At 74.3% G+C, this 14,538-nt stretch carries 15 protein-coding genes and 2 pseudogenes; 9 read left to right on the forward strand and 8 right to left on the reverse strand.

Translation table 11 applies throughout. From position 1 onward, the window contains the following. From IEX99_RS20935 to IEX99_RS22880, 5 genes and pseudogenes are all read left to right on the forward strand, one after another. A pseudogene (locus IEX99_RS20935) lies at positions 1-106 on the forward strand (IS5-like element ISRso1 family transposase); the annotation flags it as partial. Between the two features lie 432 nt (positions 107-538). Next, complete coding sequence (locus IEX99_RS20940) at positions 539-766, forward strand: hypothetical protein (protein ID WP_188903941.1); 228 nt, start codon at positions 539-541, stop codon at positions 764-766. After that, positions 763-1,095 (forward strand): hypothetical protein, encoded by a 333-nt coding sequence (locus IEX99_RS20945; RefSeq protein ID WP_188903943.1) that lies wholly within the window; start codon positions 763-765, stop codon positions 1,093-1,095. Before IEX99_RS20940 ends, IEX99_RS20945 begins: the two co-directional genes overlap by 4 nt. A 195-nt stretch (positions 1,096-1,290) precedes the next feature. Continuing rightward, positions 1,291-1,800, forward strand: a complete 510-nt coding sequence (locus IEX99_RS20950; protein WP_188903945.1) for a hypothetical protein — start codon at positions 1,291-1,293, stop codon at positions 1,798-1,800. A 366-nt stretch (positions 1,801-2,166) separates the two neighbouring features. Further along, a pseudogene (locus IEX99_RS22880) lies at positions 2,167-2,427 on the forward strand (IS5/IS1182 family transposase); the annotation flags it as partial. A 185-nt stretch (positions 2,428-2,612) separates the two neighbouring features. Here the strand turns inward: IEX99_RS22880 and arsC are convergent. The 3 genes from arsC to fdhD are packed head-to-tail and all read right to left on the reverse strand — an operon-like array spanning position 2,613 to position 4,718. Beyond that, entirely contained in the window at positions 2,613-3,038 is a 426-nt protein-coding gene (gene arsC / locus IEX99_RS20960) for an arsenate reductase (glutaredoxin) (protein ID WP_188903950.1), read from the reverse strand. 32 nt (positions 3,039-3,070) lie between these two features. Next, positions 3,071-3,766: a molybdenum cofactor guanylyltransferase MobA gene (gene mobA / locus IEX99_RS20965; RefSeq protein WP_188903953.1), complete on the reverse strand. Its 696-nt coding sequence runs from the start codon at positions 3,764-3,766 to the stop codon at positions 3,071-3,073. Beyond that, positions 3,756-4,718, reverse strand: a complete 963-nt coding sequence (gene fdhD / locus IEX99_RS20970) for a formate dehydrogenase accessory sulfurtransferase FdhD (protein ID WP_456304533.1) — start codon at positions 4,716-4,718, stop codon at positions 3,756-3,758. Before fdhD ends, mobA begins: the two co-directional genes overlap by 11 nt. Positions 4,719-4,762: 44 nt before the next feature. On the opposite strand from fdhD, the gene IEX99_RS20975 reads away from it, so the two are divergent. Together IEX99_RS20975 and IEX99_RS20980 are read left to right on the forward strand one after the other, a co-directional pair. Beyond that, positions 4,763-5,317 (forward strand): LysM peptidoglycan-binding domain-containing protein, encoded by a 555-nt coding sequence (locus IEX99_RS20975; protein WP_188903956.1) that lies wholly within the window; start codon positions 4,763-4,765, stop codon positions 5,315-5,317. Between the two features lie 98 nt (positions 5,318-5,415). After that, positions 5,416-5,808, forward strand: coding sequence for a CZB domain-containing protein (locus IEX99_RS20980; protein WP_188903958.1), 393 nt, complete (start codon positions 5,416-5,418; stop codon positions 5,806-5,808). A gap of 24 nt (positions 5,809-5,832) precedes the next feature. On the opposite strand, the gene IEX99_RS20985 is transcribed toward IEX99_RS20980, so the two are convergent. The 5 genes from IEX99_RS20985 to IEX99_RS21005 form a co-directional block, all read right to left on the reverse strand. Further along, positions 5,833-6,624: an ABC transporter permease gene (locus IEX99_RS20985; protein ID WP_188903960.1), complete on the reverse strand. Its 792-nt coding sequence runs from the start codon at positions 6,622-6,624 to the stop codon at positions 5,833-5,835. Further along, complete coding sequence (locus IEX99_RS20990) at positions 6,621-7,376, reverse strand: ABC transporter ATP-binding protein (RefSeq protein ID WP_229678195.1); 756 nt, start codon at positions 7,374-7,376, stop codon at positions 6,621-6,623. The genes IEX99_RS20985 and IEX99_RS20990 overlap by 4 nt, the downstream gene beginning before the upstream one ends. A gap of 59 nt (positions 7,377-7,435) precedes the next feature. Further along, entirely contained in the window at positions 7,436-8,485 is a 1,050-nt protein-coding gene (locus IEX99_RS20995) for an ABC transporter substrate-binding protein (protein ID WP_188903964.1), read from the reverse strand. A 64-nt stretch (positions 8,486-8,549) separates the two neighbouring features. Then, the gene (locus tag IEX99_RS21000; protein ID WP_188903966.1) at positions 8,550-9,026 is read right to left on the reverse strand and encodes a hypothetical protein; all 477 of its coding nucleotides are present in this window, start codon (positions 9,024-9,026) and stop codon (positions 8,550-8,552) included. Between the two features lie 148 nt (positions 9,027-9,174). Next, positions 9,175-11,490, reverse strand: coding sequence for a fused MFS/spermidine synthase (locus IEX99_RS21005; protein WP_188903968.1), 2,316 nt, complete (start codon positions 11,488-11,490; stop codon positions 9,175-9,177). Positions 11,491-11,719: 229 nt separating this feature from the next. On the opposite strand from IEX99_RS21005, the gene IEX99_RS21010 reads away from it, so the two are divergent. Both IEX99_RS21010 and IEX99_RS21015 read left to right on the forward strand, forming a co-directional pair. Further along, complete coding sequence (locus IEX99_RS21010; RefSeq protein ID WP_188903970.1) at positions 11,720-13,261, forward strand: acetolactate synthase large subunit; 1,542 nt, start codon at positions 11,720-11,722, stop codon at positions 13,259-13,261. Between the two features lie 501 nt (positions 13,262-13,762). Beyond that, entirely contained in the window at positions 13,763-14,536 is a 774-nt protein-coding gene (locus IEX99_RS21015) for an SDR family oxidoreductase (RefSeq protein WP_188903972.1), read from the forward strand. Positions 14,537-14,538 lie beyond the last annotated feature (2 nt).

Consider the following 14,538-nt stretch of genomic DNA (forward strand, 5'->3'; position numbering starts at 1 on the left):
CTGGCGCCGTCTCGTCCGCGACTACGAGAAGCGCCTCGACGTGTCCGAGGCCATGATCCATGTCGCCATGCGAGCACTTCTGCTCCGCCGCGTCGCCCATCGGTGATTGTCAAACGGACTCTCAGCAACCCCGCCGCCACATAGCAAACCGCGAATGCCTTGAAAGCGCTGTGGACGGACAGCATGGGAAAAGGGACGCCAGACATGGCATCCGACCCCGAACCCACTATCCACCTCGAAGACACGGAAGCACTGCTCGCAGGGCCGCTGCCTCCGAGGCTTCCTCCAGACCCGCGGCCGGCCGGGAGTCTGCTGCCACAGTTCTCTCCCGACGTGATCGAGCAGGGAGAGCGCTGGCCGGACCAAGACGACGTCCCGATCATCGTCTGCACGGACGGGCTGCGCTTCGACTTCAACGCGCACATCGTGGACACCTCGACGCCGTGTGCGAAGCATCCCGGGCGCAAGCTGGGGCGTCCCGCCGAACTTGGCGAGGATCCTTCCGGCCAACCTACGCCAGACCGTCATTTAGGTAACCGTGGACGACACCGAGGCGCGGCGCGCGCTCGTGACCGCCGTTTCGACCGCCGTGGCGTGGGCCTTCGACGTCGGCAGGATGAGGATGGGCATTATCGAGGTCGGCAATTTCGCGACACCGTTCCTCGATTCTCGCTCCGGCCGCCGGCCCGAGTTGGCGCTGATCTCGTCGCGCCCCGCCCACGTAGCCGACCGCGCCATGCTCCCGCGGGCGGAGGAGGCCGCATGAGGGGCGGCTTCGACTTCGCCGACATCCTCCGCGACAACGAGCACGCACCCCAGGTCGGCGTCGCGCAGGAACCGTGGCGGGATCTCGCCGGTGCACTCGCTGCGGACCTCGCTGCCAAAAAGCAGGAACGGCAGAACCGCACCGAAGTGCTCGATGCGGCCATTGAGGGCAAGGACACGGGCCCGGACAGTCCGCCCGGCCAGAACGCGCAGCCTGTCCTGGCCGTGTCCCCGGACAGCGTGTCCGCCGGCCTCGCTGTCGCGGTCCTGCGCTCACGCACGTCGATAACCAAGATCTACCAGGCGACCGGTGACGGGGACATCGTGTAGGCGGGCGAGGCCGTGCGCTGCGGTCTCGACCCGTCCCGCCCGCTCGGCGCGCAGCTCCGCGACCTGCTCGAAGGGCTCGCCTCGACCGAGGCGCTTGTCCTGGGACGGATGCTCGGACGCGCGGTTGGCGCCGACACAGCCGATGTCGTCACGGATGCGCGCTTGAGAGCGATGCCGACGCAGGCGGACGCCTCTGTGTCCCGTGAGGGCCGCCCCGTCATTTCGTGCAGCAAGTGGTTCCTCGGCCACGCCGCCGGCCAGCCCGCGGTCCTCGGGCTCGACCGCGACGCGAGGGGCATGCTCGCGCCGGTGCGCGAGCACCTGGAGCGCGGTGGTGGCCTGCTCGCAGTCCTGGAGCGCGTCCGCCTCGCCCTCGCGCAGGCCGCGGTGGTCATCCGCCCCAGCGTCAGCACCGGGATCCGCAACGCCGCGAGCGAGCGGGCGACGCCGGGCGGCGGCCTGCACGTCTTCGTCCCGATCCAGAACGGCGGCGACGCCGCGGTGTTCGTGGACCGGCTGCACAAGCGGCGCGTGCTGGCGGGCTTCGGCTTTGCCTTCGTCCGCCAAGAGCGGCGCGGTCCAGATTGCTCGGCCGTGGACACCGCCGCCGGCGGCCGGAGCGGGTGGATCTGGTACGAGGCGCCCGCGCCTGCACCGTCCGCGAGGGCGGCGCCCTGGACACGCGCGCGGCGCTGCCGCCGCTGACCGAGGTCGAGGAGCGGCAGCTGGCGCTGGCCGAGGCGACGCTGCGCGGCGATGCGGGGCTCGACGCGAGAATGCAGCGCGACCAGTGGGAGGCGGAGCGCGCCGCGGAGCTGGTCGCGCGCGGCACGGACCCGGCCGAGGCACGGTGCCGCGCCGCCGCCGTCGCGGAAGACGGCGAAGTGCTGGACGGGCCGCACCCGCTGCACCTGGACGACAGCCGCATGGTGGAGGTCGGGGAGGTGCTGCAACGCCCGGCCGATTTCCACGGCAAGACCTGTGCGGACCTGCTTCTCGTCCGCTGGCCTGCACGACAGCCATGGCGGGATCGCGCGGCTGCGAACCTCGCGGCGCCCGTGGCCCTTCTTCGCGTCGTGCTATGCAGATCGCGTCAATGCCGGGCCGCGCGTCGCAGGCGCCACGCAGGTCCGCGTCGAACTCGTCGGGCCGAAGCCTGGCCAGTCCGGGTTCGCCGTGCAGTCCCGCCGCTGGGTCATCGAGCGCGCCTTCCCCTGGACCGGGCGCTGCCGCCGCCTCGCCCGCGACCACGAGGCCACGCCGAGTTCGGCCATCGCCTTCTTCGTCCTCGCCGCTACTGTCCTCCTAAGGCGATTGGCGAAGCCGTTATGAAGCGGGCTCTGAGGCTGTCCAACCCCTTTCTCAGGCTGCCCGACCCCGAGGCGATGAACGCATCGGCCATGCCCACGATCCTGCCGCGGCGAGCGCGGGTGCGCCGCCGCAAGCGGCGGGGGTACGGCCTTGCCGAGGATCTCCGGGCAAGCCGGTCGCGTCAGGGGCCCGCTCTTCCGATGCGTTCAGCCGATCCGCCGGCCGTGCTCGTCCACGACCTTCTCGCCGTCCTCCTTGGCGAAGGCGCCGCGCTGCGGCCCGGGGAGGATGTCGAGCACCGTCTCGGAGGGGCGGCAGAGCCGCACGCCGAGGGGCGTGACGACGATCGGCCGGTTGATGAGGATCGGATGCGCCATCATGGCGTCGAGGAGCTGGTCGTCGGTGAGCGACGGGTCGTCGAGGCCCAGCTCGTCGTAGGGCGTGCCCTTCCGCCGCAGCACCGCCCGCACCGGGACGCCCATGCGGCGGATCAGCTCGGCGAGTTCCTCGCGCGTCGGCGGGGTCTTCAGGTACTCGACGATGCGCGGCTCGACGCCGCTGTTGCGGATCAGCCCGAGGACGTTGCGGGACGTGCCGCAGGCCGGGTTGTGGTAGATCGTCACCTCGGCCAAGGGAGCCTCCTTTCGCCGGTCGCGAGGGCTGTCTAGCACCGCTTCGCCGCCGCTTCGAGGGACCCGATGCCGGCCCTCGCGTCCCCCGCGGCCGGGGCGGCCCCGTCCCCGCGCGCGGCGCACGACCGGAGCAGCGCCTCGGCCCGTTCGAGCTCCTCCGGCGTGTTGGCGTTGAAGAAGGGATCGCAGGGCGCGGCCGGCCACTCCGCCTCGGCGCAGCCGTGCCGCGCCGTCCAGCGGTCGATCTTGCGCTCGCCGGCGAGCAGCGCCGCGCGCAGGTCCCCGCGCAGCGCCACCGGCCACAGCCCGACCGGCGGGTGCGCGAACCCTCCCGAGCGGGCGCAGGCCAGCGGCACGCCGGCCGCCGCGCGCGCGGCGTGCAGGCGCGCGACGAGGTCGCGCGGGATCAGCGGCGAATCGCCCGGCACCGAGACCACCCAGGCGCAGCCGCCCCGCCGCTCCGCCGCCCAGTCGAGCGCCGCCAGCACGCCGGCGAGCGGCCCGGCATGGTCCGGCACCCCGTCCGCCACCACGGGCAGGCCGAAGCCCGCGAACCGCGCCGGGTCGCCGTTCGCGTTGACCACCACCGCGGCCACCTGCGGCGCCAGGCGCTCGATCACATGCGCGAGCATCGGCCGCCCGGCGAGCATCCGCAGCGGCTTGTCGCCGCCGCCCATCCGCCGCGCCAGCCCGCCGGCCAGCACCACGCCGAGCGTGTCAGCCCGCATCGCCCGCCGCCGCTTCCTTGCTGTTCTTGCGCCAGTGCTTCGCGCTCTCCTCCTCGACGTAGCGGAGATCGGCGTCGAACACGATCCGCTCCTCGCCGGCGAGCGCGACGAAGCGCTTCCCCTTGCACCGCCCCACCAGCGTCAGCCCCGCCTGGCGCGCGAGCTCGACCCCCCAGGCGGTGAAGCCGGAGCGCGAGACCAGGATCGGGATGCCCATGCGCACCGTCTTGATCACCATCTCCGAGGTCAGGCGCCCGGTGGTGTAGAAGATCTTGTCCCCGGGCGGCTCGCCGTGGCGGAACATCCAGCCGGCGATCTTGTCCACCGCGTTGTGCCGGCCGACGTCCTCCATGTAGACGAGCGGCCATTCGCGCCAGCACAGCGCGCAGCCGTGGATCGCCCCGGCCTCCAGGTAGAGCGTCGGCAGGGTGTTGATCCGGTGCAGCAGCCGGTAGAGCCAGCTCGTGCGGAGCTCCGCGGGCGGAAGCCGCGCGTTCTCGAAGTCCTCCATCAGGTCGCCGAAGGCGGTGCCCTGGGCGCAGCCGCTGGTGAGCGTCTTCTTGCGCAGCTTCTCCTCGTAGTCCGTGCGCCGCTCGGTCCGCACCACGACCACCTGGAGGTCGTCATCGTACTCGACCGCCGTCACCCGGTCGTCGCGGCGCAGCATGCCCTGGTTCAGCAGGTAGCCGATGGCGAGGTCCTCCGGCCGGTCGAGGATCGTCATCATGGTGACGATCTCCTGGCCGTTGAGGTAGAGCGTGAGCGGCCGTTCCACCGTCACGCTCGTCTCGATGCGCGCCCCGGTGTGGTCCACGCCGGCGACGCGGCGCGTGAGGCGCGGATCGGCGGGGTCCGGCTGCACGCGGAGCGCCGGGGCGGATGCGGCGGTCGTCTCGTCCATGGCGGAGAGGAGGTGGCGCCGCGCCGCCGCCGGCGCAACCCGCCGGCGCATGGCGACGTTCACCCCAGGGTGGAACGGGCGAGGAGGGACGGCCGATGCCGATCTACGTGTTCCGCAGCGGGAGCGACGACCTGCCGCTGCCCGGCGCCGCGCGCATCGCGGCGACCCTGGCACAGCTTGGCCTGTCCCCGGCCGAGGTGCGGGTGGAGCCGGTCGAGACCGGCATGCTGCACCTGAGCGGCGAGGTCCCCGATGCCGAAACGCACGAGAAGCTGCTGGTCGCCCTCGCCAGCCTGCCGGGCGTGGCGCGGCTGGACGACCGGTTGACCGAGCGGCGCGCGGCCTCGCTGCTCGACACGCTCGGCGCCTTCGCGCGGCTCCCGCCCGGCGCGGCGGCGACCGACATGGCGGAGGAGATGCTGCGCGAGGCGGGCCCGGGCCGACGCCACGCCGACGCCATGCTGGGCCCCGCCGGCTCGGCGCTGCACGTCGTCCGGCCCGGCGAGACGCTCGACGACATCGCCCGCGCGCATGACGGCGACGCCACCGGCGCCCTGCGCATCCTGCACGCCAACCAGCCCATGCTGGAGCGCGCGGATGCGCTGCGCCCGGGCATGGTGCTGCGGGTGCCGCCCCTGCCGCGGGGCTGAGCGAGGGATGCCCAGCGACGCGACCTTCGCCCCTTAAGCCTCCCGCAACGCCCATGGTGGCACGGTGGCCACGCCCGAACCGGAGCGAGAGAGCCCCCATGTCCATCGAAGCCCAGATCCGACAAGCCATCGGCGCGCACGGCCTGTGGAAGGCCAGGCTGCGGACGGCGATCGAAACCGGCCGCAGCGATCTCGATCCCGCCGTGGTCGCGCGGGACGACGCCTGCGATTTCGGGCGCTGGCTGTACGGACCGGCTCTGCCCGAGGTGGTCCGCCATTCGCCGCATTACGCCCGGGTGCGCGCGCTGCACGGGCGCTTCCACCTCTGCGCCTGCGCGACGCTGCAGAAGGCGCTGCGCGGCGACCGGGCCGGGGCGGAGGCCGACATGGGCCCGAACGGCCCCTTCAGCGCCGCCTCGGCGGAGCTGACGCAGGCGATGATGGCCTGGCTGGGCGAGGCCGGCGCCGCGCCCCTGGCCCGCTCCGCCTGACGGCGCGCGACGAAGCGGCGGGTGCTACCGCTCCGGCCGCAGCGCGCTCTCGTGCCAGCGGCGCAGCAGCAGGTGCTGCACCAGGCCTAGCAGGGCGAAGATCGCGATGCCGCAGGCCGAGATCAGCGCCAGCGCCGCGAACATCCGCGGGATGCGGAGCTGGAACGAGGCCTCGAGGATGCGGAAGGCGAGGCCCGATCCCGCCCCGCCCGCGCCGGCCACGAACTCCGCCACCACCGCGCCGATCAGGGCGAGCCCGCCGGCCACGCGCAGCCCGGCGAGGAAGAACGGCAGGGCCGAGGGCAGCCGCAGCAGCCACAGCGCCTGCCAGCGCGTCGCCCCGTAGAGCCGGAACAGGTCGGCGAGGTTGCGGTCGGCCGAGTTGAGGCCGAGGACGGTGTTGGAGAGGATCGGGAAGAAGGCGACGATCCAGGCGCAGATCAGCAGCGCGATCGTCACGCTGTCCACCCAGATCAGGATCAGCGGCGCGATGGCGACGATCGGCGTCACCTGCAGCACGACGGCGTAGGGAAAGAGCGCGCGCTCCACCCAGCGCGACTGCGCGAACAGCACGGCGAGCAGCCCGCCGACCGAGACCGCGGCGACCAGCGCCAGCGCCGCCACCTCGAGCGTCACCAGGAGCGAGGCCGAGAGCAGCGGCCAGTCGGCGGCCAGCGCGCGGGCGATGGCGACCGGGCCGGGCAGCACGTAGTCCGGCACGGCGTAGGCCCGCACCAGCCCCTCCCACAGCGCCAGCACGGCCAGGCCGAGCAGCCCCGGCGCCGCCCAGCGCAGCAGGCCCTCGCCCCCGTTCATGGCGCTGCGGCCGTCGCCGCGGCGAGCGCGTGCGAGGCCTCGCGGCACAGCGCCGCGTAGGCGGCGGAGGTGCGGAATTCTGGCTCGCGCGGCGCCGGCGCCCCGTCCTGGCGCAGCTCCGCCGCCACGCGCCCGGGCCGCGCCGCCATCACCGCGATCCGCGTCGAGAGATAGACGCTCTCGAACACCGAATGCGTCACGAACACCACGGTGATCCCGCTCTCCGCCCAGAGCGCCAGAAGGTCGTCGTTCAGGCGGTGGCGCGTCAGCTCGTCGAGCGCGGCGAAGGGCTCGTCCATCAGCAGCAGCGAGGGCCGCGTCACCAGCGCCCGCGCGATGGAGACGCGCATCCGCATGCCCCCCGACAGCTCGCGCGGCCAGGCCCGCTCGAACCCCGCGAGGCCGACCCGCGCCAGCGCCGCCGCGGCGCGCGCCTCGCCCTCGGCGCGCGGCAGCCCGGCGAGGCGCAGCGGCAGGCGCACGTTGTCGAGCGCCGTCGCCCAGGGCATCAGCGTGGGGTCCTGGAAGACGAAGCCGATCTCGCGCCGCCGCTCCTCATGCCCCGGCGCCCAGGCGACGCGGCCCGCGGACGGCTCGGCGAGCCCGGCGATCAGCCGCAGCAGCGTGGACTTGCCGCAGCCGGAGGGGCCGAGGATCGAGAGGAACTCGCCCGGCGCGATGTCGAGGTCCACCCCCTCCAGCGCCAGCGTGCCGTTGGCGAAGCGCTTCCCCACGCCGCGCAGCGAGACCAGCGGGGCGGAGGCCGCGGAGGCGCCCTCGCGCGTCGCGGGCGGGGAGGGCGAGGGCGCCGTCACGCCCTGCCGATCCCCTTGTTCACGAAGTCGAGCGAATAGGCCCGCCGCCAGTCGAGGTCCTGCGGCAGCACGCCCACCGCGGCGACCGCGCGGTAGAAGCGTTCCCAGCGCGCATCCGTCATGGCGCCGATGCCGAGCGTCAGGGCGTCGCCGGAGCGCACGATGCCCGCCTCGTTCATCATCCGCGTGCCGTAGGCGATCAGGTCGTCGGTCATCTCCGGGTTGTCGCGCTTGATCAGCGCGTTCGCCCCGCCCGTGTCGAAGCCGCCGGCGGGGCCCTTGAGGTACTGGTCCCAGCCCTCCAGCGAGGCGTCCACGAAGCGCCGGATCACCTCGCGCCGCTCCTCCATCGTGCGGCGGCCGATGTGGATGGTGGTGCCGTAGTTCTCGAAGCCGGCGTCGTGGATCAGCAGCGTCACGGGATTCACGCCGGCCTTGCGGATGGAATAGGGCTCGCTGCCCAGGTAGCCCTGCTGGACGAGCATCCGGTCGGCGAGGAAGGGCTGCAGGTTGAAGGTGTAGGGCCGCACCTGCTCGTCGCGCAGCCCGTACTTGTCGCGGATGAAGGGCCACCAGGTCGCCCGCGCCTGGGTGCCGATCAGCAGCGTCCGCCCGCGCAGGCTCTCGAACCCGGTGACGCCGGTGTCCGGGTGCGCGATCAGCACCTGCATGTCCTTCTGGAAGATGCCGGCGATGCAGAGGAAGGGCAGGCGCTCGCGCACGAAGTAGAGCGCCTCGATGCCGTTGGACATCGCCATGTCCACCCGGCCGCCGAGCAGGAGCTGCGCCGGGTTGAGCTGCGGCCCGCCCTGGCGGAGCTCCACCTCCAGCCCCCTGGCGCGGTAGAGGCCTGCGGCCTGCGCCTGGTAGAAGCCGCCGTGCTCGGCCTGGGCGCGCCAGTTGGTGATGAAGCTCACCCGGTCGAGCCGCGGCTGCGCCCGCGCCGGCGGCGCCGCCGGCACCAGCAGCGGCGCGCCGGCGCCGAGCAGGCCGAGCGCCGCCCGGCGCGAGACCACGTAACGCATGCGGCGGCCTGTTCCCGTCATCGTCCCTCGTTCCCCCTGGCGCCGGCAGGCGCCGTGTTCGGCATGGCGCGCGCGGCACGGGCTTTCAGCCCGCACTGCGGCGCGGGCGGAAAGGCAGCAGCAGCAAGCCGGTCCCGAGACCCCAGGCGCCGTTGATCACGACGCTGCGCCACCAGCGGTTCGGGTCCCAGCCGCCCATCAGCGGCTGGCCGCGCAGTGCCGCCACCACGGTGAATCCCACCAGCACGCAGCCGATGGTGCCGACCAGCAGCCCGACAAGCACCGGATGCCAGCCCGGACGCGCCCACAGGATGGCGGCGACCGCCACGCCCCACGCCCCGCCCCAGAAGGCGAGGCTGTACACCTGCGGCACGCCGAAGGGCGGCACCGCGCGCAGCGGGAAGGGCGGGTTCGTGAGCAGGCCGGCCGCGTGCAGCAGCCAGACCGCGCCCTGGTGGAACACCAGCACCGAGACGAACCCCGCCGCGAAGCCGAGCGTCAGGAACCGCGCCAGGCCGCCGCGCGCCTCGACCGCCTCGCCGCCACCGGCTGATCCGACCATGCCGCCGCTCCCGTGCCGCCGCCTCGCCGCGCGACGATGCCGAGCCGCGGACGGCGCCGCAAGCGTCCCGCGGCGGCGGTGGGTCACGCCCAGCGACCGGCGGGACGCTCGGGCGCGGCCGGCGCCCGGTGCGCGCCGCGCGACGGGCTCAGCGCGCCCCTCCCGGCGTCGCGCCGTGGCGCTGCGGAGGATCCTGCGCGGCCCGGTCGAGCGCGGCTTCTGCGCTCTCCGACGGGTTGTTGAGGTAGAACTCGTCGCGCGGGAACACGTCGGTCAGCGGCGCCTCGTCGGCCGCATCGCGCGTCACGTCGTCGCGTGACCAGACCGCCGGGGGCGCGGCGAACATCGAGACCCAGTCGCCGAACGCCGCGTTGCCGCGCCGCAGATGCGCGACGACCGCAGGGTCGGCGAAGCGTCGGGCCAGCCGCTCTCGGTCGAAGGGGATCGGCCGGTCGCTGCCGACCAGCACCGGGCCGGGACGGATCAGGATCGCGTGCGGGAAGACCCGGACGAAGGTCTCCACCACCCGCCGCGTCGGCGCCCACTGCACGTAGAGCCCGCCGGGGGCGAGCCGACGGCGCACCTGCTCGAGGAACTCGCGGCTGTAGAGCAGCCCGGAGTGCGATCCCTCGGGCAGGATAGCGTCGGCCTCGATGACATCGTAGTGCGTCTCGTCGCGCGCCAGCGCCCGCCGGCCGTCACCCTGCTCCAGGCGCCAGCGCGGGCTGCGCAGCATCTCCGCGATCGGCCCGCCGGGATGCGCCGCGGCGATGCCGGCGAGCGCGGTCAGCACCGGGCCGACCAGCTCGATCGCGCGCACCTCGCGCGTCGCCGGCAGCACCCCCGCCGCCCAGGGCGTGCCGCCGCTGCCGACCCCGATGATCAGCACCCGCCGCGGGTCCGGATGCAGCATCGGCCCGAGCGCGCCCAGGAACTGATGGATCGGCAGGAACGGGATGCTGCCCTGGCTGAACCCCTGGATGAAGAACGGGCCGCGCGGACCCTCGTCGGGCACGGCGCCGCGGTCGCCACGGAAGAAGACGACGCCCGAGCGGTCCTCCGCCCAGGCGACGACCTGGCCGGGCCGCTCGAGGTGCAGCCGGCGCCACCACGCCGCGTTGCCCGGCAGCAGCAGCAGCGCCGCGGCGCAGCCGGCGGCGAGTGCGACCTCGGAGCGCCGCCGGTCAGTCCCAGCCCGCCACAGCCAGTAGAGCATCAGCGCGAGCGAGAGCGCGGCGAGCAGCCGCAGCGTCCCCGTCGTGCCGAGGACATGCAGCGTGAACAGCCCCGTCCCCACCGAGCCCGCCGCGTTGCCGGCGATGTTGGCGAGCTGCACCCAGCCGACCCGCGCGCCGACGCTCGCCAGGTCCTGCTGCACCGCGCGCTGCACGAACGGGAAGGTCATGCCGATCAGGAAGGCGGGCGGCCCCACCACCAGCACGGCCAGCGCCACCGTCGCGGCGAGCGCGCCGCCGCGCAGGCGCGAGTGGTCCGGCAGCATCAGCTCGGAAAGCGGCCAGTGCGGCAGGGCGAGCCAGAGCGCGACGAGCAGCGCCGCGGCCAGGACGAAGCCGCCGGACTGGGCGGCGAAGAAGGCGGGGCGCGGATCGCGCATCCGCCGCACCATGCGCGCCGCGACCGCCATGCCGAGGCCGTCGGCCAGCAGGAACACGCCGAGCACGGTCGGGAACAGGTAGGCGTGGTACTGGCCGACCTGTCCCATCATCCGCACCCAGACGATCTCCAGCGCCACGATCACGTAGCCGGAGAGGAAGACCAGCCCGCACCACAGCGGCAGCCCGCCATAGGGCGCCGGCACCTCGCCGGGCGGCAGGGGGGCGAGAGCCCCGACCGCCGGCGCCGCCGCCTCGCGCATCCCGCGGGCGAGCGAGAGGGCGAGCAGCGCCGCGAACAGGTCGAGTGCGGCGGCGAGCGCCAGGGTCCCGACGAAGCCGAGATGGCCCACCAGCACCCAGCCGCCGAGCAGCGCGCCGAACCCGGCGCCGAGCGTGTTCAGCCCGTAGAGGCGCCCGATGCGCTCCGCGACGGTGGCGAGCGAGTTCGCCACCGCGCGCGAGAGCAGCGGCAGCGAGGCGCCCATGAGCGTGGTCGGCAGCACGAGCCCGGCGAAGCACAGCGCGAACACCGCCGCGGGCGCGTCCACCACCCCCGCAAGGCCGTGCGCCAGAAGGTCGTAAAGGAAGGGCTTGGAGAGCAGGGCGAAGCCCGCGACGCCGGCCTCGCACAGCGCGAAGCCGAGCAGTGCGTGCATCGGCCGCAGCCGGTCCGCCACCTTCGCGCCGATCAGGCTGCCGAGGCCGAGGCCCATCAGGAAGGCGCCGACGACCAGCGCGGCGCTGATGGTATCCGAGCCGGCGAAGATGCCGAGCATGCGCTGCCATACGATCTGGCAGAGCAGCGCGCCGAACCCCGAACAGAAGAACGCGAGCGCAAGCCGCGGCATCCCAGCCCGTTCCCCCCTCCACGCGACGGCGCTCTGCGGCGCCGTTCGGCTGCCCCCCGGCTTCGCTTTCTTCGGCAGTCGGAACAAAATCGCGGCAAAGTCGCGTGACGGCAAGCCCTGCCTCCCCGTGGAAGGCGGGGGCCGGGGCGCGCCGCCAGGCTTGCAGGCGGGCCCCGGCCCGGCCACCCTGCGCCCCGGCCCAGGCCGGAATGCGCCAGAGGAGAACGCGGTGAACGGAGCCGAGAGCCTAGTGCACACCCTGCTCGGCAGCGGGGTGGACGTCTGCTTCGCCAACCCCGGCACGAGCGAGATGCACTTCGTCGCCGCGCTCGACCGCATCCCGGGGATGCGCTGCGTGCTCGGCCTGCAGGAGAACGTCGTCACCGGCGCCGCCGACGGCTACTGGCGCATGGCCCGCAGGCCGGCGGCGACCCTGCTGCACTGCGGCCCCGGCCTCGCCAACGGCCTCGCCGGCCTGCACGACGCGCGGCGGGCGCGCAGCGGCATCGTCAACATCGTCGGCGACCAGGCGACCTACCACCGCCCGCACGACGCGCCGCTCACGGCCGACACCGAGGGCTGGGCGCGCGGTGCCTCGGCCTGGGTCCGCACCGCCACGACCTCGGCCGAGGTCGGGGCCGACGCCGCGGTCGCGGTGCAGGTCGCCCGCACCGCGCCGGGCCAGGTCGCCAGCCTGATCCTGCCCTCCGACAGCTCCTGGAACGAGGGCGGCGCGGTCGCGCCGGCGCTTCCCGTTCCCGCCGCCCCGCAGGCCGACCCGCACGCGATCGAGACCGTCGCCCGCGTGCTGCGGGAGGGGAAGAACGTGCTCCTGCTCCTCGGCGGCATGGCACTGATGGAGGGCGCGCAGCGCCAGGCCCAGCGCATCGCCGCGGCGACCGGGGCGCGGATGATGTGCGAGGGCTCGAACCCCCGCATCCAGCGCGGCCGCGGTCGCCTGCCGCTGGAGCGCGTGCCCTACGTGGTCGAGCAGGCGACCGCCGCGCTCGGCTGGGTGCAGCACCTCGTCCTGGTCAATTCGAAGGCGCCGGTCGGCTTCTTCGGCTATCCGGGCAAGCCCTCGATCCTCTACCCGCCGAACGCGGCCGTGCACGTGCTGACCCGCGTCGAGCAGGACGCCGAGTCGGCGCTGCGCGCGCTCGCCGACGCGCTCGGCGCGCCGCGCGAGGCGCCGATGCCCGATCCCGGCCCGCGGCCGGAGCCGGCGCGCGGCCCGCTCTCGCCCGAGGGCCTCGCCCGCACCATCGCCGCGCTGATGCCGGAGGAGGCGATCGTCGTGGACGAGGCGGTCACCTACGGCCGCGGCTTCTTCCCCCACACCCACGCCGCCCCGCCGCACGACTGGCTGCAGAACTGCGGTGGCGCCATCGGCTACGGCCCGCCGGTCGCGGTGGGCGCGGCGATCGGCGCGCCGGGGCGGCGGGTGATCGCGCTGCAGGCCGACGGCTCGGCGATGTACACCGTGCAGGCGCTCTGGACCCAGGCGCGCGAGAGGCTGCCGGTCACCACCCTGCTGCTGTCCAACCGCAAGTACCAGATCCTGCTCGGCGAGTACCGCAATGTCGGGGCCAATCCGGGGCGGACGGCGCTCGACATGCTCGACCTCGGCAACCCGGACATCGGCTGGGTGCAGATCGCCAACGGGATGGGCGTGGAGGCGGCGCAGGCGAGCACCCTCGAGGCCTGCGCCGACCTGATGGCGCAGTCCTTCGCCCGCAACGGCCCGTTCCTGATCGAGCTGCTGATCTGAGGGCGGGGGCCCGCCCGCAATGCCCGCTCCCTCCCCGAGGCGGCGGGAAGGCGGATGCCGGTCGGACTGGCCGGATCGTGCACCACCCGCCTGGTCCGCCGCGGCCGGATCTCGCCGAGGGCGAGGCGTTCCGGCCAGACTCCCCCGGCCGGATCGCCCGCCTGTCCCTCGGCACCCTGCCGGGCGACCGGAAGCTCGCAGTGGCGCAGACGACGCGGCTGACGATCCGCTTCGCCCGCTTCCACCCCGTCGCCGATGACGACGCGGTCGAGTCCGTCCGCGCCCTCTGGCCCGCGCCGTGGAGCCCCGCACCCCGCGGTCCGCTGGGCCCGGTCCCGCTGCGGAGAGGGGCGAGACGGGCTGCCATCGGTCGGCCGGGGCCGGCCCGGATGCGCTCGGCGCCGCTCGCCCTTGCCCTCACCCGCGCCGCGGGAGAGGGTTGGGCGTGGGCGGCGGCCCCGCCGCCGCCCGCCATCGAGCGAGGCGGGGAGGGAGCGCGCCATGGACCTGGAACTGCGCGGCAAGCGCGTGCTGGTGACGGGCGGATCGAAGGGCATCGGCCTGGCCTGCGCCACGGCCTTCGCCGCCGAGGGCTGCGACCTGATCCTCGCCTCGCGCGACGGCGCGGCGCTGGAGAAGGCGGCCGCCGGCATCCGCGCCAGGCACAATGTCGGCGTCGCCGTGCACGCCGCCGACCTCTCCGACGCCAGGGCGCGCGAGGGGCTGCACGCGGCGCATCCGGAGGTTGACGTGCTGGTCAACAACGCCGGCGCCATCCCGGGCGGCACGCTGCGCGACATCCCGCTGGCGCGCTGGGAGGAGGCGTGGCGGCTGAAGGTGTTCGGCTACATCCACCTGACCCAGCTCTACCTGCCGGTGATGGAGGCGCGCGGCCGGGGCGTGATCGTCAACATCATCGGCATGGCGGGCCGCCGGTCGCGGGCGGACTACATCTGCGGCGCGGCCGGCAACGCGGCGCTGATCGCCTTCACCAACGCGCTCGGCGCGGCGAGCGTGGACAAGGGCGTGCGGGTGGTCGGCATCAACCCCGCGGCCACGCGCACGGAGCGCCACGAGACGCTGGCCAGGGCGCGCGCCAGGAGCCGCTTCGGCGACGAGAGCCGCTGGCGCGAGATGGACGCCAACCTGCCCTTCGGCCGCGCGGCGGAACCGGAGGAGATCGCCGACCTCGCGGTGTACCTGGCCTCGGCGCGCGCCAGCTACATGAGCGGGACGGTGCTCGACGCCGACGGCGGCGGGCAGTTCCGAGGGTAGCG

The sequence above is a fragment of the Caldovatus sediminis genome (genome assembly GCF_014644455.1).
In the GTDB taxonomy this organism is placed as follows: Bacteria; Pseudomonadota; Alphaproteobacteria; order Acetobacterales; family Acetobacteraceae; genus Caldovatus; species Caldovatus sediminis.